General features: G+C 38.3%; 17 protein-coding genes and 3 pseudogenes. 8 read left to right on the forward strand and 12 right to left on the reverse strand.

Features of this window, described 5'->3' with window-relative positions; all coding sequences use genetic code 11:
• Nucleotides 1–170: 170 nt before the first annotated feature.
• From HMPREF2731_RS13195 to HMPREF2731_RS13245, 11 genes and pseudogenes are all read right to left on the reverse strand, one after another.
• A complete protein-coding gene (locus tag HMPREF2731_RS13195; RefSeq protein ID WP_002329951.1) occupies nt 171–1,502 on the reverse strand; it encodes a glycoside hydrolase family 28 protein in 1,332 nt (443 codons plus the stop codon).
• Nucleotides 1,492–2,910: an MFS transporter gene (locus tag HMPREF2731_RS13200; RefSeq protein ID WP_002329950.1), complete on the reverse strand. Its 1,419-nt coding sequence runs from the start codon at nt 2,908–2,910 to the stop codon at nt 1,492–1,494. Before HMPREF2731_RS13200 ends, HMPREF2731_RS13195 begins: the two co-directional genes overlap by 11 nt.
• A 238-nt stretch (nt 2,911–3,148) precedes the next feature.
• Nucleotides 3,149–4,716, reverse strand: a pseudogene (locus tag HMPREF2731_RS13205) (glycoside hydrolase family 43 protein).
• A gap of 3 nt (nt 4,717–4,719) precedes the next feature.
• Nucleotides 4,720–5,130, reverse strand: a complete 411-nt coding sequence (locus HMPREF2731_RS13210) for a DUF4064 domain-containing protein (RefSeq protein WP_002329947.1) — start codon at nt 5,128–5,130, stop codon at nt 4,720–4,722.
• Nucleotides 5,127–6,050, reverse strand: a complete 924-nt coding sequence (locus HMPREF2731_RS13215; protein WP_002329946.1) for a pectinesterase family protein — start codon at nt 6,048–6,050, stop codon at nt 5,127–5,129. Before HMPREF2731_RS13215 ends, HMPREF2731_RS13210 begins: the two co-directional genes overlap by 4 nt.
• On the reverse strand, nt 6,047–6,925 hold the full coding sequence (locus HMPREF2731_RS13220; RefSeq protein WP_002390625.1) for a dienelactone hydrolase family protein: 879 nt from the start codon (nt 6,923–6,925) through the stop codon (nt 6,047–6,049). The genes HMPREF2731_RS13215 and HMPREF2731_RS13220 overlap by 4 nt, the downstream gene beginning before the upstream one ends.
• The gene (locus tag HMPREF2731_RS13225) at nt 6,912–8,249 is read right to left on the reverse strand and encodes a glycoside hydrolase family 28 protein (RefSeq protein ID WP_002329944.1); all 1,338 of its coding nucleotides are present in this window, start codon (nt 8,247–8,249) and stop codon (nt 6,912–6,914) included. The genes HMPREF2731_RS13220 and HMPREF2731_RS13225 overlap by 14 nt, the downstream gene beginning before the upstream one ends.
• A gap of 2 nt (nt 8,250–8,251) precedes the next feature.
• Nucleotides 8,252–9,355 (reverse strand): annotated as a pseudogene (locus HMPREF2731_RS13230) (glycoside hydrolase family 105 protein).
• A gap of 73 nt (nt 9,356–9,428) precedes the next feature.
• Nucleotides 9,429–10,937 (reverse strand): extracellular solute-binding protein, encoded by a 1,509-nt coding sequence (locus tag HMPREF2731_RS13235; RefSeq protein WP_002329941.1) that lies wholly within the window; start codon nt 10,935–10,937, stop codon nt 9,429–9,431.
• Nucleotides 10,903–11,595, reverse strand: coding sequence for a YesL family protein (locus HMPREF2731_RS13240; protein WP_002316990.1), 693 nt, complete (start codon nt 11,593–11,595; stop codon nt 10,903–10,905). The genes HMPREF2731_RS13235 and HMPREF2731_RS13240 overlap by 35 nt, the downstream gene beginning before the upstream one ends.
• 21 nt (nt 11,596–11,616) lie before the next feature.
• A complete protein-coding gene (locus HMPREF2731_RS13245; protein ID WP_070873144.1) occupies nt 11,617–12,591 on the reverse strand; it encodes an ABC transporter permease in 975 nt (324 codons plus the stop codon).
• A gap of 297 nt (nt 12,592–12,888) precedes the next feature.
• On the opposite strand from HMPREF2731_RS13245, the gene HMPREF2731_RS13250 reads away from it, so the two are divergent.
• The gene (locus tag HMPREF2731_RS13250; protein ID WP_002329939.1) at nt 12,889–13,761 is read left to right on the forward strand and encodes a carbohydrate ABC transporter permease; all 873 of its coding nucleotides are present in this window, start codon (nt 12,889–12,891) and stop codon (nt 13,759–13,761) included.
• Between the two features lie 353 nt (nt 13,762–14,114).
• On the opposite strand, the pseudogene HMPREF2731_RS13255 reads toward HMPREF2731_RS13250, so the two are convergent.
• Nucleotides 14,115–16,264: pseudogene (locus HMPREF2731_RS13255) on the reverse strand (helix-turn-helix domain-containing protein).
• 230 nt (nt 16,265–16,494) lie between these two features.
• Here HMPREF2731_RS13255 and HMPREF2731_RS13265 point away from each other — a divergent pair.
• The 7 genes from HMPREF2731_RS13265 (at nt 16,495) to HMPREF2731_RS13295 (ending at nt 25,338) form a co-directional block, all read left to right on the forward strand.
• Entirely contained in the window at nt 16,495–17,487 is a 993-nt protein-coding gene (locus HMPREF2731_RS13265) for a LacI family DNA-binding transcriptional regulator (protein WP_002329936.1), read from the forward strand.
• A gap of 59 nt (nt 17,488–17,546) precedes the next feature.
• Nucleotides 17,547–18,968 (forward strand): tagaturonate reductase, encoded by a 1,422-nt coding sequence (locus HMPREF2731_RS13270; RefSeq protein WP_002342344.1) that lies wholly within the window; start codon nt 17,547–17,549, stop codon nt 18,966–18,968.
• Entirely contained in the window at nt 18,961–20,460 is a 1,500-nt protein-coding gene (locus HMPREF2731_RS13275) for a UxaA family hydrolase (protein ID WP_002329934.1), read from the forward strand. Before HMPREF2731_RS13270 ends, HMPREF2731_RS13275 begins: the two co-directional genes overlap by 8 nt.
• 39 nt (nt 20,461–20,499) lie before the next feature.
• A complete protein-coding gene (gene uxaC / locus HMPREF2731_RS13280) occupies nt 20,500–21,894 on the forward strand; it encodes a glucuronate isomerase (RefSeq protein ID WP_002329933.1) in 1,395 nt (464 codons plus the stop codon).
• 157 nt (nt 21,895–22,051) lie between these two features.
• Nucleotides 22,052–22,735 (forward strand): rhamnogalacturonan acetylesterase, encoded by a 684-nt coding sequence (locus HMPREF2731_RS13285; RefSeq protein WP_070873146.1) that lies wholly within the window; start codon nt 22,052–22,054, stop codon nt 22,733–22,735.
• Between the two features lies 1 nt (nt 22,736).
• Nucleotides 22,737–23,573: a sugar phosphate isomerase/epimerase family protein gene (locus HMPREF2731_RS13290; RefSeq protein ID WP_002329931.1), complete on the forward strand. Its 837-nt coding sequence runs from the start codon at nt 22,737–22,739 to the stop codon at nt 23,571–23,573.
• Between the two features lie 10 nt (nt 23,574–23,583).
• Nucleotides 23,584–25,338: an ABC transporter ATP-binding protein gene (locus tag HMPREF2731_RS13295; RefSeq protein WP_070873148.1), complete on the forward strand. Its 1,755-nt coding sequence runs from the start codon at nt 23,584–23,586 to the stop codon at nt 25,336–25,338.
• Nucleotides 25,339–25,420 lie beyond the last annotated feature (82 nt).

Below are 25,420 nucleotides of genomic sequence, written 5' to 3' on the forward strand. Positions count from 1 at the left end.
TGTTCTTTTTTAACGACTCAGTTATCTTATCACGTCTAAAAACATGTGTCAACTCTTTTTTGGAATTTTCACAAAATGTTTCAATCAGATGCGACAACGTTGTTTAATATATCATTAAAAAAAATAAAGGTCAAGCTAAAATAATATTTTAGCTTGACCTTATTATAATTTCAACGATTGTCAAAAGTATTGTTTGCAACTGTGTTCCCTGTTTCTATTGATAGAATACAGCTTTCGAAACATAAGTTTTGAACTGCTTCGATCCGTCCAAATTCTTTTGCAGTTATTGTACAATGAGTAAAGCAGACATCTTCTATAGGTTTTTCAGGAAATGCTACCAAGTCAAAAGCCCGAGAAGGAAGTGGATAGCCTGGAGAAAGACTTGCCTGTACATTTTTGACATGTATGTTTCTGACTTTTGTCATTTGTTTTGATTCAGGTATTTCTTCAGCCACTGCTTGCCAACTTTCTGGCATTCGTTCAAGATCATTGCTATTTTTTCTATTATATTCATTATGCCAGTCCATTATCCAAGAAAACGGAAATTGTACATCCATCATATTCAGGTTTTCTACCCTGATATTTTCAATCACTCCCCCTCTTTCTCTTGAAGATTTCATTCGAATACCACAGTCTGACTGAAAAAAATCGATATCGTGAATATACACATCACTAATTCCAGCACTAACTTCGCTACCAATAGTTACACCGTAACCTGAACGAATGTTACATCTCGCAATCTCGATTCTTGATGATTTTCGATTGACTCTTGCACCGTTACCGTCCCTGCCAGATTTAATAGCGATACAATCATCACCACAGGCCAAATCACATTCATAGATACGCACATCTGTTGAAGAATCAATATCAATCCCATCTGTACTTGGCCCATCATTATGACGGATGATTACTTTTTCTACTAATACATCGTTAGAATAAGTGATTTGCAGGTTCCAAAAACCTGATTTTTGAAAAATCAAATCACGAATGACAACATGTTCTGCATGATACAGTAAACACGCGCGCGGACGCTTAATAGCATAATCTGCAATCCAACGCAGTCCCTTTCGATCATATTCAGCTCTTGTTCCGCTTTTTTGGTCTTTCCCCCAATATAGTTCCCACCAATGCTCTCCTTGACCGTCGATTATTCCTTTTCCTTCTATAAGAATATCTTTTGCTGAGAGAACATTCAAAATCGCTGCTGGCCATTTCATTTCTATTCCAGCAACTCGTGTATCAATCTCTGGAAATGCTTCGATCTCTGTTTTTCCCTTGAGAACAGCCCCTTCTTCGAAAATGAGATGGCTCTTATCTTTTAAAAAAAGTGCGCCGACTAAATAAATACCTTTTGGAATAAATACGGGCAAGTGTTCTTTTGCACCTTGATTGATTGCCTTTTGCAGCATTACTGTATCATCTTGTTGAATGTCGTTTGTTTTAAAGTCTAAAGCATTGATGAACTCTTTTTTGTCTGCAATACTTTTCTCCTTATCTTTCATTGATTTTTTTTAATTCTTCACCAATAAACACAGTTTTCGAACGATTCAGCGGATACCCTACTAACAAAATGATTGCGGATACAAATAAACAGAATGCTGGTAGCAAGTTTGCCATCGTATAAATTCTTTCTTGTACTAAAACTGATTGGATGGCTCCACCTGTTGTAGACGATTGGTAACCAATGAGTGCTAGCATAAATCCTCCGACTGCTCCTGCGCACGCTTGTCCTACTTTTCTCGCAAAAGAATTCACTCCGTATACTGTTCCATCTTCTCTTAAGCCTGTCTTATATTGATGATAGTCAATCACGTCAGTAATGAATGCCCAGACCATCAAATTGAATAAACCAGATCCTAAAGTAGCAATAAATAAAAGAATCAGATATACCCATGCATTTGTTATATGAAGGAAATACATCAGCAAGTACATACATGAAGAAGCGAGTAACGCAAATACGCTTGCTTCCTTTTTACCAAATAATTTTGTCAGCTTTGTAGCAAATGGTGCTAAAACTACTACTGTTCCGTAAGTAAATAAAAGAGCAACAGACATTGCTTGTTTATTATGGAAGTAATCATTAAATAAATAAGTCATATTCGTCCCAGCTAAAATCTGATTGATCACAATGAAAATGTCAACAATGACTAAAATAATCAGTGCTCGGTTAGCCAACAAACCTTTTACCAACTGAGAAGCAGGCACTTTTTCGTTTTTGACAACTCTTACTCGTTCAGTAGTCAATTTACAAGTCAGCATGTATGCGACAAATGCAATTGCCGCACATCCGATGGAAATCCAAAAGAAATGATTCCCCGAAACGACTTGCTGCCCACTCTTGTTATGGGTGTACATCAAAATCGGGATAAAGAACCCTGTAGTTGACCCGCCAATCGCAGAACCAATGCTTCGGAATGTGGATAGCGAGGTGCGGTCATTAAGATTTGAACTAATGGCTGCTGCCATTGCTCCGTAAGGGATATTGATTGTTGACAGAAAAATACCATAAACAATATATGAAACAAAAATATATGCAATCTTCACCGTCATTGGAAGATGTTGGACGAATGGTAAAAACAAAATGACTGTCACTAAGCAAAATGGATATTTCATTTTTCTGATCCAAGGAATAAATCGGCCAGCTTCTGTTAACTCTGAGACATCGCATAATCTTCCTACCATCACATCAGCAAACGCATCCAAAATTCTTGAAATCAAGAATAACGTACCTACAATTGCTCCTGAAACACCAAGAACATTCGTATAATAAATCATCAAGAAACTATTGACCAAACCTAAAATAAAACAGTTACCTAAATCACCGAACATGTAGCCTATCTTATCGGAAATCCCAAATTCCTTTTTTTCTTTTTTTACTGTATTTGCTGTAACAGCATTTTGTGAAAGCATTTGAATTCCTCCTGCCTCTTCTAGTAAACGTTTTCAAAATTATAACTCTTTTTTCTTGTTTTGATATTCACAATATTGACATTTTATTGCATTATCTTGACAGAAAAAAACAAAAATACGTTTAAAAACATTGTCAGAAAAGGGCATTAATATTATTTTCATAACATCATAGATAAACAAAAAGATTCACTAACTAGCAAAAACAAGTTAGTGAATCTCTATTTATTAGAGAGTTAGATTATTCAAGATCTTTTCCTTCGTACTTAAAAAATTCAAAGTCCGCATAACTTCCTCTTTTTCTATTCAAATCATGTACGACTATCCCGATAAAATTCCCGGTAAATCCACCTGAGAGTATACACATGTTTTTTTGTAGACCTACTTCCTTCCATTCTTCAGATGGTGTGTCTTTCAAATAAAACTGTGCTGTCTCTTTCCTTACGGCTACTTTCAAGAAAGTCTTCTTTTCTGTGAGTGGAATCCTCCAATCTTCTATTTGTGCAACTCCGTTTTCTGATTCTATCATACGAAGACATTTTCCCTTGTTCTCATTCCAAGTAACATAGCAATAAATATAATTGGATTCATTTAGGTACAATACCAGTCCAGCCATCTGATTAAAATTATTAGGTGTATATTCAAATGCTGTCTCCGCATCAAAAGTAAAATCCGTTTGCCGAATAGCTAATAAATGATGGTCAAAGGTAGATTGAAGAGATTCACCGGCAATCAGTCGTAAAAAACCAGGTCTAGTTTTTGTATCACACCAATCAGCCCTTGGCAAAATACGTCTGGCATTCCAGTTCTTTTTTAACTCTCCTTCAAATGTATCCATAAACTGATGATCTCTCTCTTGTTGTACCTCTTCATTCGTCTCAATCATTATTTCTTCCATCGGAGTTGTCTGGTTATCTTTAAGCCTTAACCAATCGTCGGACGTCCAATACACTTCTTGGATAGCGGTTTCTCTTCCCAAAATAGCCGCACCGTTTAATGGTCTGGTACAAAGATATGTCATGTACCATTTTCCTGACGGGGTTTGTACTAAGCTCCCATGTCCTGTACATTGCAATGTAGAAGCAGGTTTGTCACTAGCTGTCAGCATAGGAAAACCAGGATCAAGCTCGTAAGGACCAGTAATCTTCTTTGCTCGGCAGACTGTGACTGAATGTCCTCTTCCTGTACCGCCTTCTGCTGTCCTCAAATAATAATACCCGTTACGAAAATACAAATGCGGTGCCTCTGTTTTCGCTAATTCTGTACCTGCAAATATTTTATAGATGGGACCGTCAAGCTTCTTCTTCTCTGCATCATATTCTTGCAATACGATACCGCTGGATTTATTCGGTGTGTCCAGACGATAATCCCATAATTCATTGACAAGCCATTTTTTCCTGTTTCCAAATCATGAAACAAAGAAGGATCAAAGCCGTTACTATTTAAATAAATCGGTTCGGACCAAGGTCCTGTGATCTCAGATGCAGTAATCAAGTAATTGTGGACATCTTTAAACGGACGGCCTGCACTTTTGACATCTGTGTAAACAAGATAGAACAATCCATCAGCATAACTGATTTGCGGTGCCCATATGCTTCCGTTTGTAGGATTTCCTTGCAAAGATACTTGAGTGGTCAAAATATCCGTTGTATGTGACCAATTGACTAAATTCTTCGACTCATATACTCGAATTCCTGGAAGCCATTCAAAAGAGGAGACAATAATGTAATATCGGTCTTTCGCTCTTAAAATATTAGGATCTGGATTGAACCCTCTTAAAATAGGATTTTTCACTTTGATAGTCTGCATGATTCAGGCTTCCTTTCTTATTCTTACTCGATACAAACTGAATACCCCAGCGGCAAAATAAAAAAATGCAAAAGGAAACGCAATAAACTGAGTGCCGACCAACAATATAACTCCCGTTATAAAATACAAGCCAGTGGCAGTTGTTAAGTATTTTCCTTTAGCCGTCAAAAATAGTGCTACTGCTAAAAAAGAAAGTGAAATAAACAATACAACGGCAAACAGACCAGTCATGTCCTGTAATAGCTCAAATGTATTTTCTAAAGACAAAGTTGGATGATCGACAGCAAGCGACTGATAACTTTTTTTAAACTCTGACGCAGACATATTACTTAAAGTAACTGCTAACCCGCCAAAGAAAATCAGAGATAGGCTGCCACCGATCATTCCTAGCAATAGTTCCCATTTTCTTTTCATTTCAGAACCCCCTGCTTTTCTAAATGGATCCATTCAGGTCTTTTGATTGGTGTTTCATAATTGTTATTTCGTTCAGAGAATTTGGCAGTCTGTTCATTTTTCTTGTCATCCCAATTGTCCCAACCAGTTGGGTGAACATGCCCACCTATCTTACACGCTTCAAACACGACATTTGCATACGGACGCCACGGTCTTCCTAAATAGACGTTTCTAGTATCAGGCTCTGCAGTCAAGGTACAGCTTTCAAAACGATACCCTGATTTTTGATTTTTCGGCGTAGATGCTGCTGTGATGTATCCAGGATTTTTACTGGCTAAGCTATGGATACGGCACTGGCGAAAAACTGCATCTGCCCCACCAAATATGAAATCCACCGTTCCTTCAATCCAACAATATTCATAGGTCTGACGACAATAATCAGGATTGGCAGAAGCCGGTGTACAAAAAGGTGTACCATCTTTTTGCAAGTCAGGCAACGGACCCGTGCATAAAGTATCCTGATAACCAGTTAGTCGACAGTTTTTTAACAATACGCGATCTCCTGAATTGAATAAAGCAACAGCTTGACCTACTTTTTCTCCTGGACCTGCTGTATTTTCGATGTAAAGATTTTCTAATACGACATTCGATCCTTCTAAGAAAAAAGTAGCACTTCGGAAAGTCCCTAACTGGCTACCGTCAAGATACTCCTGTTTTGCAAAACGATTACCAGAGATCACTACTGTTCCTGTTCCCACAAGTTTAAAATTGGATAATCTACTTTCTATATATTCATCATATCTTCCTTCTTTTACTATCAAGACCTTTGGATGGCTATCCGGCAGGTCTGCCAAATAATCGATTCCTTCTTGGATAGTTTCAAAATCCGTCGGGGTATCTATAGAATTTTTTCCAATTATCAGTTTGTCTTTCATCCTCATAAATGCTCCCTTATGAATTGTTTCCAAATGTTTCTCATTTCTTGTGTTTCCATATGACCGCCTGTTAAAGAAAAAGAAGAAAAGTTTTCTGGACTACCCATTGATCGATACTTCTTGTCCAGTCCTTTTCTCAGCTTCAGTACGCCTTCGTCCAAGCACATCGTATCGTTTTTTCCAACTAAGCTAAGACGAGGGCGCGGAGCGATTTTTTCTTGGATTGCTAACGTTGTATAAGCTGTCAGTAGGTTTGGCACATAGTAATAAAACCCATGATGATCTAGGCGACGATGTAGCAAAAGTGTTTCGATGTCCACCTGTGCCGCTAGATCAATACAAACTTTGACACGAGAATCCAATGCCGCCACCCACCAGCTTAATAAGCCTCCCATAGAAAGACCAATCGTTGCGATCCGTTGAGTATCTGTGTCTTCCCTTGTCTCCAAATAATCGATCAAGCTGATCACATCATAAATACGCATTCCCCATAATGTTTTTCCTGTTAATAAAAATTGTTTGAACAACTCGCTTTCGGAAATACCTCCGCGTTCTTCAAATCCCCAAGCATCAATCGACCAAACAGCATATCCCATTCCTGTCAGTACTTCTGCAAAAGATGGAGAAGCTAAGTAAGGAGCACCATGGATCAATTCACTTTTCCCGACTGAAAAATCTCCGCCGTGAGAATGCAGGTAAAGGACCGTCGGAAACGGTCCTTCTTTCTCCGGGTAAGCATAAAGTACTGGTACTGTTTCCAATTCATTTAAGTACAGTTGATAATATTCAAGCATAAACCCATTTTGTTTTTCTCTGTATAATCGCTTTCCACTAGGAGTAAGTCTGCTAGATGGATCACCTAAAAAGTCATTCAACTGCATAAGCAAAATTTTTACGAACAACCAGATCATCCATGTTTTCCGATTGAGTTGACCGGAATTTCTCAATACTGATTTCTTTCGTATTTTCTAATAGAAATGCTGGTCCTTCATGATTCTCAATCGTCATTTGATTAAAGGTAACCTTCTCCGCAAAACCAATGTAAAATCCTTGCTTGCTCATTTCCTCTATCCCTGTCATCATAGCAGGGACACCGGGAACTGCATCTTGGGCCATTGAAACATCAATATTATCAAATGTGATTTCTTGTATAAACTGTTCTGCTAATCCATAAATAAATCCTGCAGAAGCATGGACATTCCTTGCCGTGATATTCGAAAAATGGATCCTTCTGAATGCTGGTGTCCGCTCATCTATCGGATAAGCCGTTTTTTCCCATACATATGGTTCTTTTCCTCGCGGACCGCAGAAATAATAAAGATTCAGTATAAATGGACACATCACATTATCCATGACTATATTGGATACTCGAATATCTTCAACGTTCCCGCCTCGACCTCGTCTAGATTTCAATCGTATTCCTCGATCAGTTTCTTGGAAGATACAATTTGAAATGGTAATATTACGTATACTACCACTCATTTCACTTCCTAACACGACCCCTCCGTGTCCATGGACCATCGTGCAATTTGTAATCGTGATATTTTCACAAGCAATTCTTTCGTACGTATCTTCAGTCCCTGCTTTGATTGCGATACAGTCATCTCCCACGTCAATATGGCAATTACTAATACGCACATTTTTGCAGGATTCTGGATCGATGCCGTCTGTATTTGGTGAATCCGCCGGGTTCAAAATCGTCAAGTTGTCAAACGTCGCGTTGCTACAAAGAATTGGGTTGATCGTCCAGCTTGGTGACTGGATCAGTTTGATATCTTTCACAGTGATTCGATGGCAGTTATGGAAACTCATCAATTTAGGACGAGGATAAGCCAGATTATCTGGTTCGTTTCGGAAAGTATGCCACCATTTTTTTCCATTTCCATCTAATGTACCGAAACCAGTGACAGAGATGTTCTCTACATTTTGTGCATAGATACAGGAAGCATAGACTTTTCGATGGACTCCTTCCCAACGTGAATGAACAATAGGATAATCTTTTGGATCGTCAGAGAATTTCAAAACCGCCCCTGCGCTCAAATGAAGTTCTACATTGCTTTTTAAAAATAAAGCCCCTGTTAAAAATTCACCTGCTGGCACAACTACGGTTCCGCCTCCTGCGCTTGCTGCTGCATCAATCGCTTGTTGTATTGCTTCAGTATTCAATTCATCAATTGATGCACCGAATGTCAAAATATCATACATACTTATAATGCCTCCACTTCGATCAATGCTTGCAAGAATGCACCGACACCTTTTTGATCATTACAAATAATCGGCTCACTGATGTAGTAAGCGTATGAACCATCTCGCTGTTCTGCTCCGCCTAACCCTGCTACTTGACAGTTTTTGTTCAAGTTCAACCAGCCTTCTTTTGTTTCAAGAACAAATTCATCGAGTAGTCCTTGATGAGATTTTTTCACTTGCGGCAGCCACTCTTCTTTGTTCAGCAAGCCTAAGCGTATCCCTTTAGCCATTGCGTAAACAAACATACTGCTGCCAGAAGCTTCCAGATAATTTCCTTTCCGTTTTGTTTCTGTTGTTACTTGATACCATGTCCCACTGTTTTCTTCTTGATACGGAAGTAATGCGGTCAATGTCTTTTCTAAAATTTCCTTCAGCAAAGAACAATCCGTTTCCGCATGAAGCAATTCATAGGTATCTGCCGCAGCCATCAGATACCAGCCAATCGATCGACTCCAGAAATGATGAGATAAACCTGTTTCTGGATCAGCCCATGGTTGGACTTTCTTTTCATCCCATGCATGGATCAGTAAATTTGTTTTTGGATCAAATAAATGTTTATAGCTGATTTCAAACTGTCTCAAGACATCTTGGTAATCTTTTTCCTCACTAAAATTCTGGATAAATTCAGCATAAAAAGGTGAGCCCATATATAGTCCATCTTACCAAATTTGATAAGGATAAATTTCTTTATGCCAAAAAGCCCCTTCGGATGTACGCGGATGGTTTGCCAACTGCCGGGAAAGGAGTTCTGCTGCTTTTTTATATTTTTCTTCGCCTGTTTCTTTGTACAATAAAAAGAAAAGCTTTCCTGTATTTACATGGTCGATATTGTATTCTTCAACGCTGTAGCCACGGATCGTTCCATCTTCTTGCACGAAATAGTCGATATTGTCTTTTATGAAATCAAAATAAATTTTTTCTTGGGTTTGTTCCCAAAGTAATTGGAACCCTTTAAGTACGACGCCATAGTCATAAGACCATTTTCCTTTATACCACTTTTCTTCATATAAGCGAGGTGTTCTTTCCATGATGCTTTTTGCTAATCTCTTTGACCAGTTTTCCATTATTTGCTCTCCTTTAAAAATTAAAATAGGATTTAGGACAAATACCAAGAAGTATTTGTCCCAATCGTCTATATTACTGTGCCGCTGCTTTGTATGCTTCCTCGTATTCTTGTGTGATTCGGTCGCCTCCTTGTGCTTTCCAGTCTTCTACAGCTTTCTTGAATCCTTCTTCGTCAAGCTGTCCCATGATGTATTGCACTGTAGCATCAATAACGATTTTTTCGATTTCCGATCCTACTTCATTGTTCGTCGGTGAATCCAATGGCACAGAAGGATCCATTACAGCGAATTCTTCGTTTTCTTTGATCAATTGATTCGACAATTCTTTTTCAGGATCTGCGTCTTTGAAAGAGAACGTTACTTCACTAGGGCGAGAACTTGATAGCGGTTGCACTTCTTGTTGCCAAAGATCCATATCGATAAATTCGATAGAACCATCATCATTCAATTCATAATGTGTTCCCTCAATACCACCAGTCATCAATTTATACATATCTTCTTCTAGAAGATCATCAACAAATTGCAGTAATTTCTTCAATTGTGCTTCGTCTTTTACTTGTGATTTAGGGAATGCTAACAAACCACCAATACCATTTCCTTCTGACCAAACATGATAACCTCCGCCTTCACCATCTGAAATCTTGTTTACAGGGACTAATTCCATATCATCTTGAATACCTTGTCCCATTGTCTTCAGGTTCTTGATATCCACCATCCCAGTGTAGATTCCTGTTTTTCCTTGTGCAAATTGTTCTTGCTGGTCAGTCTTTTGAGTAACCGCAAAATCTTGTGCCAAATAGCCATTCTCAAATAGATCTCTTGAGAAGTTCAACGCTTTCATGTATTCTTCTGTATCAAATTCTGGAGTAAATTTGCCATTATCATCTACAGCCCAGCCATTCGGTGCTCCAAAATAAGAAGTGAACAGCTTAAAGCTGGTATAACGAATATCACTAGGCGCACGATCACCAAAACCAACTGTATCATCCACACCATTTCCATCTGGATCGTTTTCTGTAAATTGTTTAGCTACTTCGTAAAGTTCATCCATCGTAGTTGGAACATCTAAACCAAGATTATCCAACCAGTCTTTTCGAATGACTAAACCAGCACGAGCATAGTCCTTTTGCATTGGCACACCATACAATGCTCCGTCGATACTTGCAGCTTCGATTCTATCCTCAGAGATTTGGCTTAAGTTTTTATAGTCTTTTAAATATTCCGATACATCCCAGAATACGCCTGATTTCAACGCACTTCGGACAGAAGAGTTTTTCAGCATAGCAATTTGAAGTGTAACGATATCTCCTAGTTCGTCAGAAGCCAATGCAGTTGTCAGTCTTTCTTCTTTTGAAGCATCAGGAATCCAATTGAATGTAAGTTCCGTATCGGTTTTTTCTTCTATTAGATTCACGATTGTGTCAGTTGGTGGGGAAGCATGGTGTAAAATATTCAACCAAGTGATTTTGGTTTTCCCATCTTCTGTTTCTGAAGAACTGTTGTTTGAACTGTTGCCACATGCGGCAAGTGCTAAAATTCCTGCAAAACTAAGACCTAATTTTACGAGCGTTGCTTTTTTCATAAATTTTCTCCTTCACTGTTTTAATGATATTTTTGTTTTCTTCTGTTTTTTCTGTATATGAGTTCTTCCATTCCAAATGGCAAAATATAGAATTTGCTGTCCACGTGACTGCGGAAAAGAAGAGACTGCCACCGATAAAGGTTAAAACACCTGGCATTGTTTGGATGATCATCAGGTAAATACCCACCAGACTTAGTATTAATACTAATGAATAATGAAGATGAGAGAATCCGAACAAAAATGCCATTTTCATTTTGAAAAAATATCCTTTCCAATCATAATGTGCCATGATTGGAAAAATATAGAGTGCTGAGAGCAAATACAAGAACGCAGCAATATACAAAGCGATTCTAAGATACCAATTGTGTATGAAAGAAAGATCCACAAGTAAAACAACTCCGATGACGCCGTATATCCAGCTCATCAGCAAGGTTTCACGATAGTTTTCTTTAAAATATGAGAAGTACGTTTTCGTCAAAGGAAATGTTTCTTTTGTGCGCAGCCATTTTCTAATCACTGCAACCATTGCATAAGATGCAGGACCAAAAGTAAAAACCCCCAGACCTGCAATGACTAAACCACCCCACAGAAAATTCAAATAAACCAACTGTAAAATACGATTTAGCCTTCCATTTATTTTATCTAATGACTGCAGCATGTCTTTTCCTCTCTTTCTAAATTAGTAAACGCCGTCTTCTCCTAGCTTTTTGGCGATCTTGTTAGCTAAAATTACCATGAATAATCCTACGACCCCTTTAAACAATCCCATTGCTGTACTGAAACTTAATTGTCCATTCTTCAATCCAGCTGTATAAATGTAGGTGTCGAAAATTTCTGCAACACTTCGATTCAATGAATTCAATAACAAGTACATATGCTCGAAACCTAAGTCCAGTGTCTGACCGATTTTTAGAATCAGCAAGGTAATGATTACTGGACGAATCGCCGTCAATGTAACATGCCATGTTTTTCGCAAGCGTCCTGCGCCATCCATTTCAGCTGCTTCATATAACTGTGTATCTACTGCAGTGATTGCTGAAAGGTAGATGATCCTAGACCAGCCCAACTCTTTCCAGATTACTTGTCCAATATAGACTGTTCGTGTCCACTCAGGAGATGTCAGAAAACTGATTTTTTCAAATCCCATCGTTGCAAGGAATTCATTCAATACCCCTCCGTCAACGTTCAAAAATACATAAGTAATCGAAACGATGATTACCCAAGACATGAAATGAGGGATGTAAATGATCGTTTGAATCCCACTTTTCAGTCGCTTGTTCGTTACTTCGTTTAATAGTAGGGACAAAATAATTGGCATCGGAAAAAACACGAAGATATTTAACCCGAACAAGATCAAAGTATTCCTTAATAAAGTAAAGAAAGTCGGCTCTGTAAACAAACGAATGAAATGTTTGAATCCCACCCAAGGACTGCCCATTATCCCTAAAAATGGTTGATAATCTTGAAAAGCAATAACGAGCCCTCCCATAGGAAGATACCTAAAGATCAGGAAATAAAGGACCCCCGGCAGAATCATCACGTATAAAAATTTATTCGTTTTGATTCCTGCAATTATTTTTTTTCGTCTTCTGAGCTTTTCTTCTTTTTTCGATAGCGTCAGTTGAAATGGTTCTTGTTTCTTTACACTTTCCATAAGCCCCTCCTTAGTTTTATGAATGTTTGCTGCTTATGTCTTTATGATAGATAACTATCCGAATTACGTATATAATCATTTTTATCGCATGTAAAAACGCTTACACAGCAGCGATTTTTATACTTGCAAAATATATAAGTGTATTTCTTCACAAATAAGATACGCCTAGTAACTATTCTATTTTTTTCTATCTGACACTTAACGTAGGAAATGATTATATACGTAATCTTTCACCGATGATAAATTGAATACATAGAAACAGAACATTTAATTTATTTTGAGGAGGAGCCTATCTATATGAAAAAGAAAGTCTCTATAGGAGAAAGAAGTTTTACATTTTTCAACAATACGTTTCTGATCTTGCTAGCTTTGATCTGTATCGTGCCTTTTTTAAATATCATCGCTACATCTTTCGCTTCTACACAAGAAGTCGTCGCGAAAAAATTTATCCTTTTCCCTACTACCTTTTCTCTAGACGCGTATCGTTATATTCTATCTACGCCAACTATTTTTAGAGCACTTGCTGTTTCGATTGGCGTTACCGGGGTTGGGACGATCGTCAGCATGTGCGCAACTTCACTGATGGCATACGGGCTTTCCAGAAAATACTTGTTTGGTCGAGGATTCGTCAACTTTCTTGTTGTATTTTCTATGTTGTTCAGCGGGGGGATGATTCCCACATTCTTAGTTGTTCGTTCTCTGGGACTGGTCAATTCTTATTGGGCAATGATCTTGCCTGTAGCTGTTAATGCAATGAACATGATCATTATGAGAAACTTTTTCCAAGCCTTGCCGGATAGTTTGGAAGAATCGGCAAAAATGGATGGTTGCACAGATTTCGGTGTATTTTTCAAAATCATGCTGCCATTAGCGTTACCGTCTATTGCTACTATCTCACTTTTTTATGCTGTTACTTACTGGAACACTTATATGACCGCTATTTTGTATATCAACGATTCATCTAAATGGCCGATACAGATTCTTTTACGTCAGATCGTCATTGTATCAAGCGGGATGCAAGCAGAAAGTAGTGCCGTTGATGTGATTCCACCAGCACAAACAGTTAAAATGGCTGTTATCGTTATTGCCACAGTCCCTATGCTGATTGCTTATCCTTTTGTTCAGAAATACTTTGTCAAAGGCGCACTCGTAGGTTCTGTCAAAGGTTGATTATGTATGGAACATAAAATAGAGGTTATGAAAGAGACGTTCAGCCTTATTTTTATAAGCTGTCTCTTGAATACCGTTTATTCGCAAAAAAGGATTGTGACAAAGCTTTGGTCACAGTCCTTTTTGCGTGCTTAGCCTTGAAATTTAACTATTCATAAAGACAAATACTAAGGTTATTCTCCTTTCTTTTATTGCTTGAATCAGACCACAAGAAAAACAGCCTCTTGTTTAAACGGCGTTTATCTTGTTGATTCTGCGGCAATAAAATCAGCCAGCCACAAAACATGAAATGCTGTTTTTCGCTGTCCTCTTTTATTGCTTGAATCAGACCACAAGAAAAACAGCCTCTTGTTTCACAAATATTTTTTTCGATATTCTCCCGGAGTGATTGATTCTTTCTTTTTGAAGAAACGAATAAAATTTTGCAGATTTCGATATTGCAGTCTTTCTGCAATCTCTTTTACAGAGAGATTGGTTTCTTTCAACCACTTTTTCGCTACCTCTAGACGATGATTTTGAACGAAATCACCAAATTTTTCTCCTGTTTCCTTTTTAAATACATTGCTTAAATAATTAGGGTTATAGTGCAACCTATCAGCAATCACATCTAGAGATAGATCACGGTCATATTCTGTATAGACGATGTGCATGATATTCTCCGAAAGATTTTTAAATTCATGATCAGTGATTGCTTGAGAACATTCTGTGATTGGCAAGACTAATTGTTCTAAAACAAGTTTTTCTAGCTCTTTGGGATGATAATTGTTCAATGCTTTTACATAGATTTGTTTCATGTTATCAAAATTTTTTGAATCTACTCCCAATAACTGCCCTAATTGAACGAGCTCATTGATCAAACGGACCGAAACTACTTCTCGGCTCAGAGGATTTTTATTTTGTGCGAACAATGCATTAATTAATTCATGTACCAACTTCCTTACTTCCTGATTTCCGGAACGAATAGCTTCAAACAATCGATTCTGTTCTTCTACTGGATATCTAATAAGCGTTTTTTCATGCGCAGCAGGAACAATTTCCTGATAAAATATGATCGAACTCGGACCAGTATTTACACGATAATATAGGGCTTCTTTTGCTCGGTCAACCGATTGCTTGCTTTCATTCAGCGTTTCGAACCGGTTACTGATACCTATACTCACAGTTAATTTCAAGTATTCTTTTACACGTTTTTGAATGAGTCGGCAATACTCCATGACTTTTTTGCTTGCTTCTGCATCGTCTTTATCCATTCGATAAATAGTGGCTTGCATTTCTTCATTCAAAACGATCGGCAGCATTCGATTTTCCTTTGGCACAATTTCCGTGATCATGTTGTTGATTGCTAAAAGTAGCAAATCACGCTCTCCACCGTGACTATCTTCTAACAGATCGATTTGAACCAAGGCCGTATAATAGCAGTCAGTTTGAGAACTATAACCAAATTGCTGCAACCGCTGATCTAGTTCTCGCCTTTCTACTCGATTTCTAAATAAACTGAGTACAAATAACGTTTCTAGTTGCGGCTTTTGGGTAACTAAGTGTGCACTTAACGCTTCTTTTTCTCCTATGATCCGACTGACTGATTGAGCGACCAAATCTAGTTCTTTCCCACTGAATCCTTTTGATTTAAGATTCAAACGTTCCTGAATTTGAGAAATTGGACGGGCAAATCTATCCGAAAATAAATAGGAAAGGAGACCGATCAGTCCTACTAGCGTCAAAGACACTGCAACTAACCCGATTCTCAGATTGCGAATCGTTGCTCCAATTGCACTAGAATCAACTTCTAATCTGTAAATCCAATTATTATAATCTGATTTCAGTACGATATAGGATGTCCCATTTTCTCTTATCACTTTCAACTGGTTGTAATCTAGATCCACATCCGCTAATGCATCTGGCTGCTCTTCTTCTTTTACTTTCTGTGTAGAAAAAAGCTTTCCATCTTCGTTTTCGATAGAAAGTATATCTTCTCCGCTTTCCCCAACAACTTGTTCTATTGTATGTTTCTCTATCGTAGCAATTCCCAATGCATATTTTTCTTTTGCCAAAATAAATTATCTTTGTTATTTATGTACTTTTGTTGATACCTTTCAACTTCCTCTTCAGTCAGTTGAGTCAACGATCCATTGATTACTCCCCATTTACCAGCTAAACTGAGTAAATCATAATTATTATCATCCATAACAATTGTTTCTATAAAGTTTAGCTCTTTCCTGATTTCAGAATAAGTGGAGTAATTTGTATATGTCAGTGGATGCTTGAATATATCCGAGAAATTTTTGGTCGAACCATACGTAGAAAACGAATATTCGATCGTTCTGATTTTCCATTCAACGTTCGTTTTGACTTGCCTGAGCAGGTTCTTTTTATCTGTTAAATAACTCGATTCGATCGACTCATAGGTATTCTGATAAATAAATAAACTAAATCCTATGACAAGTACGGCTCCTAATAAAAACATCGGTAAAAATATTTTATAAAACACTGTACTTTTCTTCATTTTCTTCCTCTCTTTCCTTTAAATAAAAGGCTTTCATTTTTCTGTAAAATTGATACTCATCTAATTAAATGAGCATTCCCCGCTTTTAAGAATAGCATAATTAAAAATAAAAATCCAAGTAATTTTTAACGTGTGCAATCTTTTCATACCAAAGATCTATTGACTTATCGTAGTTATCGTAATATGATGAATGCGTTAACAAAAAGTGAAAAAGTAAGGAAAATGATGGAATGGTAACGATCAAAGATATCGCTAAAGCAGCTGGTGTTTCTCATACGACAGTTTCTCGTGCTTTGAATAACAGCAGTTTAATCAAAAATGAAACAAAACAAAAAATACGGCAACTAGCTAAGGAAATGAATTATTCGCCGAACTATAGTGCAAAAGGTTTAGTAAATCAAAAAAAATATCTGATCGGACTGTTTTTCTCAAGTTTGCATAAAGGAACTTCATCAAATTTCCTAGCAGATTCCATTGCAGGTATCCATTCAGTATTGGACACAAACTACAGCTTATCTGTCGAAAGTATCGATGCTGTTGATTTAACAGAAATCAATTTGCAACGTTATGATGGTCTGATCGTTATGAGTCAAAGTGATGAAGATCAGCCTTTTATCGATTATCTAAAAGAAAAAGCGTTTCCCTTCGTCGTTGTCAATCGTCACATCAATGATCCAGCGGTTATCAATGTTACTGCCGATGATGCGGCCGGTGTTATGCAGGCAGTAGATTACGGTATTGGGTGCGGACATACGAAGATCGCTTATATTGGTGGGAAAAAAAACTTTCGTTCGACAAAAGAACGGGAAAAAGGTGTATTGGACAGTCTAAAAAAAGCAAGCATCCCTGCCAATCCAGCCTATTTTTTAACAGGAGACTACAGCTTAGAAAGCGGCCTCAAAAACATGGAATACCTATTATCGCTTTCTGACCTGCCTACTCTGGTTTTTTGTGGCAACGACGATATAGCGATTGGTGCATTGAGAGCTGTACATTCAGCTGGTCTTCGTGTTCCCCAGAACATTTCTCTGATTGGGTTCGATGATTCTCCAGTCGTCTCCTATCTTAATCCACCGCTTACTACAGTACACAAACCGTTGAAAGAAATGTGTCAAGTAGGAACAAAGCTTTTATTGGATTTGATTGAAGACAGGCCGATCGAACAATCTAAAATGGAGCTCTCCACCTTACTGATGCTTCGTGAGTCGATCAATTACTTGTAAACTGCAAGTAATTTTATATAAAAATGTTAACGTGTGCATAACACAGAAAGGAATAATCTATGAATAAACTGACAAAAGAATTAGTGAAAAAAAACGAGGCTCCCGTAAAAGTTCTTCAATTCGGCGAAGGCAATTTTATGCGCGGATTTGTTGATTGGCAGATTCAGCAACTGAATAACCAGCAATTGTTTAAAGGAAATGTCGCCATCATTCAGCCTTTAGAACAAGGTCTTGGGAATATGATGAACCAGCAAGACAATTTATATACGGTCATTTTACAAGGACTCAGCAATGGCGAAATCGTTGATACTTCCGAGATTATCACCATAGTAGAACAAATGATCAATCCTTATCATGAATGGGATGCTTATCTTTCTCTAGCAGAAAATGACGACTTGGCCTATATCGTCTCCAATACAACAGAGGCAGGAATCCAATTTGTGGAGACTGATGAACGAACAGATACGCCACCACAGAGCTTCCCGGGCAAACTGACAGCCTTTTTATACCGACGTTTCGAATTAAACAAAGCCGGTTTTACGATTATTCCTTGTGAATTGATTGACAGAAACGGTGAATGTCTAAAAGAAATCATTTTACGCTACGCAGAAAAATGGGATTTAGAACCTGCTTTTATTGAGTGGTTAGAAAAAGAAAATGTTTTCTGTTGTAGTTTAGTTGACCGCATCGTTCCAGGTTATCCTCGTGAGGATGCAGCTGTTTTCAATCAACGACATAACTATGAAGATCAATTGATGGTCAAAGCGGAACCATTCATGCTTTGGGTGATTGAAGGGCCTAAAGAGTTGGAGAATCAACTACCATTCAAACAGGCTGGCTTGAATGTCATCATCACAGATGATATGACTCCTTATCGTGAACGTAAGGTGCATTTGCTTAATGGACCGCACACAGCGATGGTCCCTCTTGCTTTGTTGGCGGAATTGGAAACTGTAGAAGAAGTAATGAAAGATCCTTTATTCTCCGCTTATGTTGATCAGCTATTCGATCTAGAATTGATTCCTATGCTTTCTTTACCTAAAGATGAATTAGCCATTTATGCTGATCAAATCAAAGAACGTTTCTTGAATCCTTTTGCCCATCACAAATTAGAAGCGATTTCATTAAATAGTGTTTCAAAATTCAGCACCCGTCTGCTTCCGGTCTTCAAGAAGTATATCGAAGAAAAAAATCAAGTACCACCGCTAATCTCTGTTTCACTAGCTGCGTTACTTCTTATGTATCGAGGCGATCAAGTAAAGCCCCATGATGATGAAAAGACGATAAGCGAATTTGTTGATGCTTGGTCTGATAATGAAACAGCTATTCTTCGATTATTGCAAAACGCTGCGCTTTGGGGAGAAGATTTGTCTCAATTACCGAATGTGGCAGATACTGTTCAAGAAATGGCTACAAAAATCGAACAAAAAGGTGTCCGAGCAGTATTACAAGAAATGAAAGGAACGATGGTCCATGCTTGAAACCCTGCAACCAACAATGAAACTAAACCAACGAGACAGTGTTGTTGTCGCATTAACACCTATCCCAAAGCAAACACAACTGACGATTGATCAGCAAACGATCACCACTCTTGAAGATATCCCGCAAGGTCACAAGATTGCATTGAGTGATTTGAAAGCTGGAGACAACGTGATCAAATATGGCTATCCAATCGGGCACGTGACGACAGACGTAACTGCCGGTCAATGGCTGCACACTCATAATGTAAAAACCAATCTTTCTGGTGAATTGGATTATCGATATGAAAAAGATGTCCATCCAAGTCATTATCCTTTTGAGAACCGAACATTTCAAGGCTACTTACGAAAAAATGGAAAAGTAGGGATTCGTAATGACTTGTTCTTAGTACCTACCGTTGGGTGTGTGAATGGTATTGCTGAACTGATCGTCAAACAGTTCAAAGAAAAACATCCGGATCTGGGACAGTTTGACCATATTACGATTTTAAAGCATCCCTACGGCTGTTCACAGCTTGGAAAAGATCATCAAAATACTCGAGAAATCTTAGCAGACGCGGTAAACCATCCAAATGCTGGCGGAGTTTTAGTGTTTGGATTAGGTTGCGAGAACAATACCGTTCCTGAATTCAAAAAAATTTTAGGTGAATATGATGAAGAACGAGTGAAATTTCTAGTGGCTCAAGATGTCTATGATGAGATCGAACAAGGCGTAGCTCTATTAGAAGAACTTTTAACCGCGGCCGAAAACGACCAGCGCATACCAGTCCCGCTCTCTAAGTTGAATGTCGGTTTGAAATGCGGCGGTTCTGATGGTCTATCGGGAATAACTGCCAATCCTTTGCTTGGTGCATTTTCTGATTACTTGATTGCTCAAGGAGGTAGCACGATCTTAACAGAAGTGCCAGAAATGTTTGGTGCAGAACAAGTATTGATGGCACGAGCGGAAAATGAAAAAGTTTTTGATTCAATCGTTGACTTGATCAATGACTTCAAACAGTATTTCTTGTCTTACGGGGAACCAGTTTACGAAAACCCATCTCCTGGTAATAAAGCAGGTGGGATCACTACATTAGAAGATAAGTCTTTAGGCTGCACGCAAAAATCAGGAAGCTCTCCTGTCGTTGATGTACTGCAATATGGCGAAAAAATCAGAAAACCAGGACTTAGTTTATTGCAAGCTCCCGGGAATGATCTTGTAGCTGCCTCTGCTCTTGCTTCATCCGATTGCCAGTTGGTCTTGTTTACCACAGGAAGAGGGACTCCGTTTGGCTCATATGTCCCTACGGTCAAGGTATCTACGAACACGACTCTTTTTGAACGCAAAGGTCATTGGATGGACTTTAATGCAGGCGTCTTATTAGAACAACCAATGGAAGTGATCTTAGAATCATTTGTTCAAAAAATCATCGCTGTGGCTAGTGGAGAAGAAACGAAAAATGAACAAAATAACGTTCGAGAAATTGCCATTTTTAAAAACGGAGTAACACTTTGATTTTCATAAAAACAGTATAAAAAGAAAGAAGGAAGATTTATGTTTTTATCTGATGATTTTTTATTAAAAGACGATTGGGCGAAAAAGCTTTATCATTCCTACGCAAAAAATATGCCCATTATTGATTATCACTGTCACTTAGATCCAAAAGAAATTTACGAAAACAACAATTTCAGCAATCTGACAGAAGCTTGGTTAGGAGGCGATCATTACAAATGGCGCTTGATGCGAGCTTGCGGCGTGCCTGAAGAAAAAATCACAGGAAATGCTTCTGATTTTGAAAAATTTTTAGCTTGGTGTCAAACCGTACCAAAAATTATCGGAAATCCGCTTTACAGTTGGTCACATCTTGAATTGAAGCGTTTCTTCGATATTGACTTGTTGATAAATGAAGAAAACGCAGAGAAAATTTGGACACAAGCAAATAAAATTTTGGCAACTCCTGATTTCCGTCGGCGGGAAATCGCGAAAAAATCGAATGTAGAAGTGATTTGTACGACAGATGATCCAGCAGATGACTTACACTATCATCAATTGCTTGCTCATGAAGAACCAGATTTGAAAGTTCTCCCTTCATTCCGTCCAGATAAAGCACTCAATATTGAAAAAGAAGGATTTAATGCATGGATCACACTACTGGAAGAAGCAGCTGACCAAACGATTACCACCTATCAAGAACTAATCGAAGTTTTAGAGCAGCGGATAGAATACTTCCATCAACATGGATGTCGTGTTTCCGACCACGCTTTAGATACCTTACGCTATAAAGAAGCGGATGAAACAGTATTAGAAGAGATTTTTCAAAAAGCACGAGCTAACAAACTATTATCTTCAGATGAAATCGATGCTTCTCGTACAGAAACACTGATACGTTTGACCCACTTCTATCATTCTCATAATTGGACGATGCAGCTGCATATTCATGCTTATCGTAATTGTAATACACAAATGTTGGAAAAATTAGGACCCGATACCGGTTATGATGGAATGAATGATCTTTCTTTGACTATTCCTCTGCAAAAATTATTGAATCGTGCAGAAGAAACGGATCAGTTGCCAAAGACGATCCTCTATTCACTGAATCCAAATGACTACCCTGCGATTTTAGCTTTGATGGGCTGTTTCCAAAAAGAACAGAATGGAAAACTGCAGTTAGGTTCTGGATGGTGGTACAACGATACTCGAGCTGGTATGCGCGATCAATTGACACAGTTTGCTGATGGTAGTGCTTTGGGGAATTTTGTCGGCATGCTGACAGATTCAAGAAGTTTCCTTTCCTACACTAGACATGAATATTTCCGTCGTGTTCTTTGTGAATTTTTAGGCGAAATGGTCATGCGAGGAGAAGCACCTGAGGATGAACAACTTTTAGGAAGTCTCGTTCAAGCGATTAGTTATACAAATGCTAAAAATTACTTTGGCTTTTTCGCCTAATTGATTAATAGTAACAGTAACGAATCAAAACAGGATAGCGAAATAACGGAATCCGTTTATCCACGTTTTAGAGAAGAAGACGGACCAAATTTGCTCCGTCTTCTTCTCTTGCTGTTCTGCTTCATTGCCTATAAACCCTTATGAAAGAAGAGATAACATGCCTACTATCCATATTGCCGGTGAGTCTACTGCGGCAGAAAAAGATGAAAACAAGCGTCCCGAGACAGGTTGGGGAGAAAAAATCTCTGCTTATTTTTCACCTGAGATCCAGATCAATAACCAAGCAAAGAATGGACGCAGCACCAAATCATTTATCCAGGAAGGAAGATTAGCCCGTTTAGCTTCACAGTTTCAGCCAAATGATTTCTTATTTGTACAATTTGGACATAACGACCAGAAAATCCAAGAAGAAAGAGGTACGCTCCCCTTCGGTAGCTATTTAAAAAATCTGCAGATATTTTTTGAATGCGCAAAAAAAGCGAACGTCCACATGGTCTTGCTGACATCTGTGACGCGACGAGATTACTTAGAAAATGGAACATTGAATCCAGATATACTTGGAGACTATCCAAAAGCGATGCGTGCATTTGCTGAGAAACACCATATTCCACTTTTAGATGTTTTCTCACGATCACAAGAATATTTCCAGACCTTTTCAAAAGAAAAGACAAAAAAATTCTATCTGCATCTTATGCCTAATAGTTGTGAAAATTACCCAGAAGGGCTAAAGGATAATACCCACTTTAGTCCAGAAGGCGCTGATAAAGTTGCCCGAATAATTGCTGAATTGATAAAAGAATCCCGTCTGCCTCTTGCTGATTATTTACAAAAAGGAGTTTGAGATGTTTCCATTAAATTTAGGCATCCGTGCCCATGATCTAGAGGTTCGAAATCGTGAAGAAATCGTTCAAAAAGTATCACAGCTTCACTTGTCCCATATCCAATTTGCACCACAAAAAGCATTTCCTGAACAACTTAAATTAAATGACATGACACTTGGGAGTGCTGCCTATTTTGGTGAATACTTCCAAAAAAACAATATCGAACTTTCCATTTTAGGTTGCTATATCAACCTATCCAGCAAAAATCAAGAAGTTCGTGCACAAGCATTAGCAACTTTCAAACAGCAAATTGCTCTGTGCTCTGCCTATCAAGCCAAGATGATTGCTACGGAAACCGGTAGTGTCTCTGTCGGTTTCACAAAAGAAAATTTTACTGAAGAAGCTTATCAGATTGCTAGAAATTCTGTCATTGAATTAGTCGCTCATGCAGAAAATTTTGGCGTAACTGTTGCTGTTGAAGCAGGGATCAATCATCCGATCTATAACTATCTGTTAGCCAAACGTTTAGTCGATGAAGTAGCTTCACCAAATTTAAAAATCATTTTAGACTGTGCGAATTTGATCCACAAAGAAAATCATGCTGATCAGGAAAAAGTGATCCGAGGTGCCTTGGACAATTTACAGGGTTGTATTACAGCGCTTCATCTCAAAGACTACATCATGGAAAATGGAAAGATCCGCATAGTTCCTGTTGGTAAAGGCTGTTTAGATTTCCGCCCGGTACTACATTATATCAAATATGAGCGTCCTCTAATGTACGCCACTCTTGAAGCTACTCCTGAGATTTATGTTCCTGAAGCAATAGAACACTTGCAGTTTTTTTACCAAGATTGTTAAGGAGAAGATTATGGAGGAACGAATACAGAAAAGTTATCAAAAATATCATGCAAATGCTTTTCAGACATTGCTGCATCTTTATCAGGGGAATTATTGGCGCTTTGCCATGTCAGGACTCTTTTTTATTATCAAACATCTTCCATCTTGGTTAATGCCGATTGCTATTGCCAATGTAATCAATGCAGCTTCATCAAAAGTTTCCTCTCAATTGCAGGCGATTTATTTCAACGCTTTTTTGATGACTTGTCTGATCGGTCAAAATATATTGACGAATTATTTTCATGTAAAATACCATAGCACTTCGATCCGGCAAGTAGAAGCTGGACTAAGAGCGACTCTTATCAAGAAAATCCAAGAACTTTCTATTCCCTATCAAAAAGAATTGCAATCTGGCCGGATCCAATCAAAGATCATCCGTGATGTAGAAGCCATCCAAACGTTGTCCTCTCAAGTATTTGTCAGCGGATTGAACATTGCTGTCAATTTATTCGTGGCTTTAGGTATCACGCTTTATAGAAGTCCTGTCGTTTTCTTGTTTTTCTTATTGACTGTCCCTCTCGCCGCGTTAGTTACTCTTTTTTTCCGGAAAAGGATCAGACAGTCCAATTCAGATTTCCGGCAAGAAATGGAAGAGACTTCTGCAAAAGTGATCGAAGTGATCGAATTAGCACCGATTGCTCGAGCTCATGGGTTAGAAAAACACGAAACCACTCGCTTAAATAAGCATTTTACCCAAATCTATGAAAAAGGATTCCACTTAGATATCCTGCAATCTGTTTTCGGGTCAGTCAGCTGGGCTAGTTTTCAGATATTTCAACTGGTTTGTTTGATTTTCACTGGGATATTAGCTTTACAAGGGCGTATTCAACCAGGTGATGTCGTGATGTATCAGACATATTTCACAACGATCGTCAATTCCGTTTCTGGAATGATCACACTGATTCCTACGATTTCAAAAGGCATGGAATCTATTACTTCTATTGGTGAACTGTTGATTGCTGGCGATGTAGAAACTTATCACGGTAAGAAAAAAATCCAACATTTGGATGGAAATTTTCGCTTTGAGGATGTTTCTTTTCATTACCCGGACTCACTCAAGCCGATTATTGATCATTTTTCTCTAGAGGTGAAAGCTGGAGAAACAATTGCTTTTGTTGGGCCATCTGGTTCTGGAAAATCTACACTCCTTAACTTATTGATTGGATTTATCCAGCCGTCTTCAGGGAGGATTTTCCTAGATAATCAGCCTTTGGATGAATTGGATATGCGAAGTGTGCGTAATTATTTAGCCGTTGTTCCTCAAACCACTTTGTTGTTCTCCGCTTCGATCAAAGAGAACATCACTTATGGCTTGAAAAACGTATCAAAAGAACGTTTAGATGAAGTCATCGAAGCTGCGCAACTTTCTTCACTGATTGACCAGCTTCCTGATGGACTGGATACCTTAGTAGGCGAACATGGCAACAAGCTGTCTGGTGGCCAAAAACAACGTATCTCCATTGCACGAGCATTGATACGTCAGCCGAAAATCATTTTGCTAGATGAAGCAACTTCAGCTTTAGATAACCAGTCAGAGAAAAAAATCCAGCAGGCCCTGAATTATCTGACAGAAACACCCACTACTTTTATTGTGGCTCATCGGCTTTCAACGATCAAAGAGGCAGATAAAATCGTTGTGATCGATGAAGGAAAAATCGTTGAGATGGGTACTTACGAAGAGCTGTTAGCTCAAGAGGGCTATTTTTACCGTTTGAAAAATGAATGACAAAAAAAGGAGAGACGACAAGAGTTTTGTCGTCTCTCCTATTTCTGAACAAACGGTGTTCTCCTGCCAACTCCTCGGTCAC

It is taken from the genome of Enterococcus sp. HMSC072F02, assembly GCF_001837725.1.
Classification (GTDB): Bacteria; Bacillota; Bacilli; order Lactobacillales; family Enterococcaceae; genus Enterococcus_B; species Enterococcus_B lactis.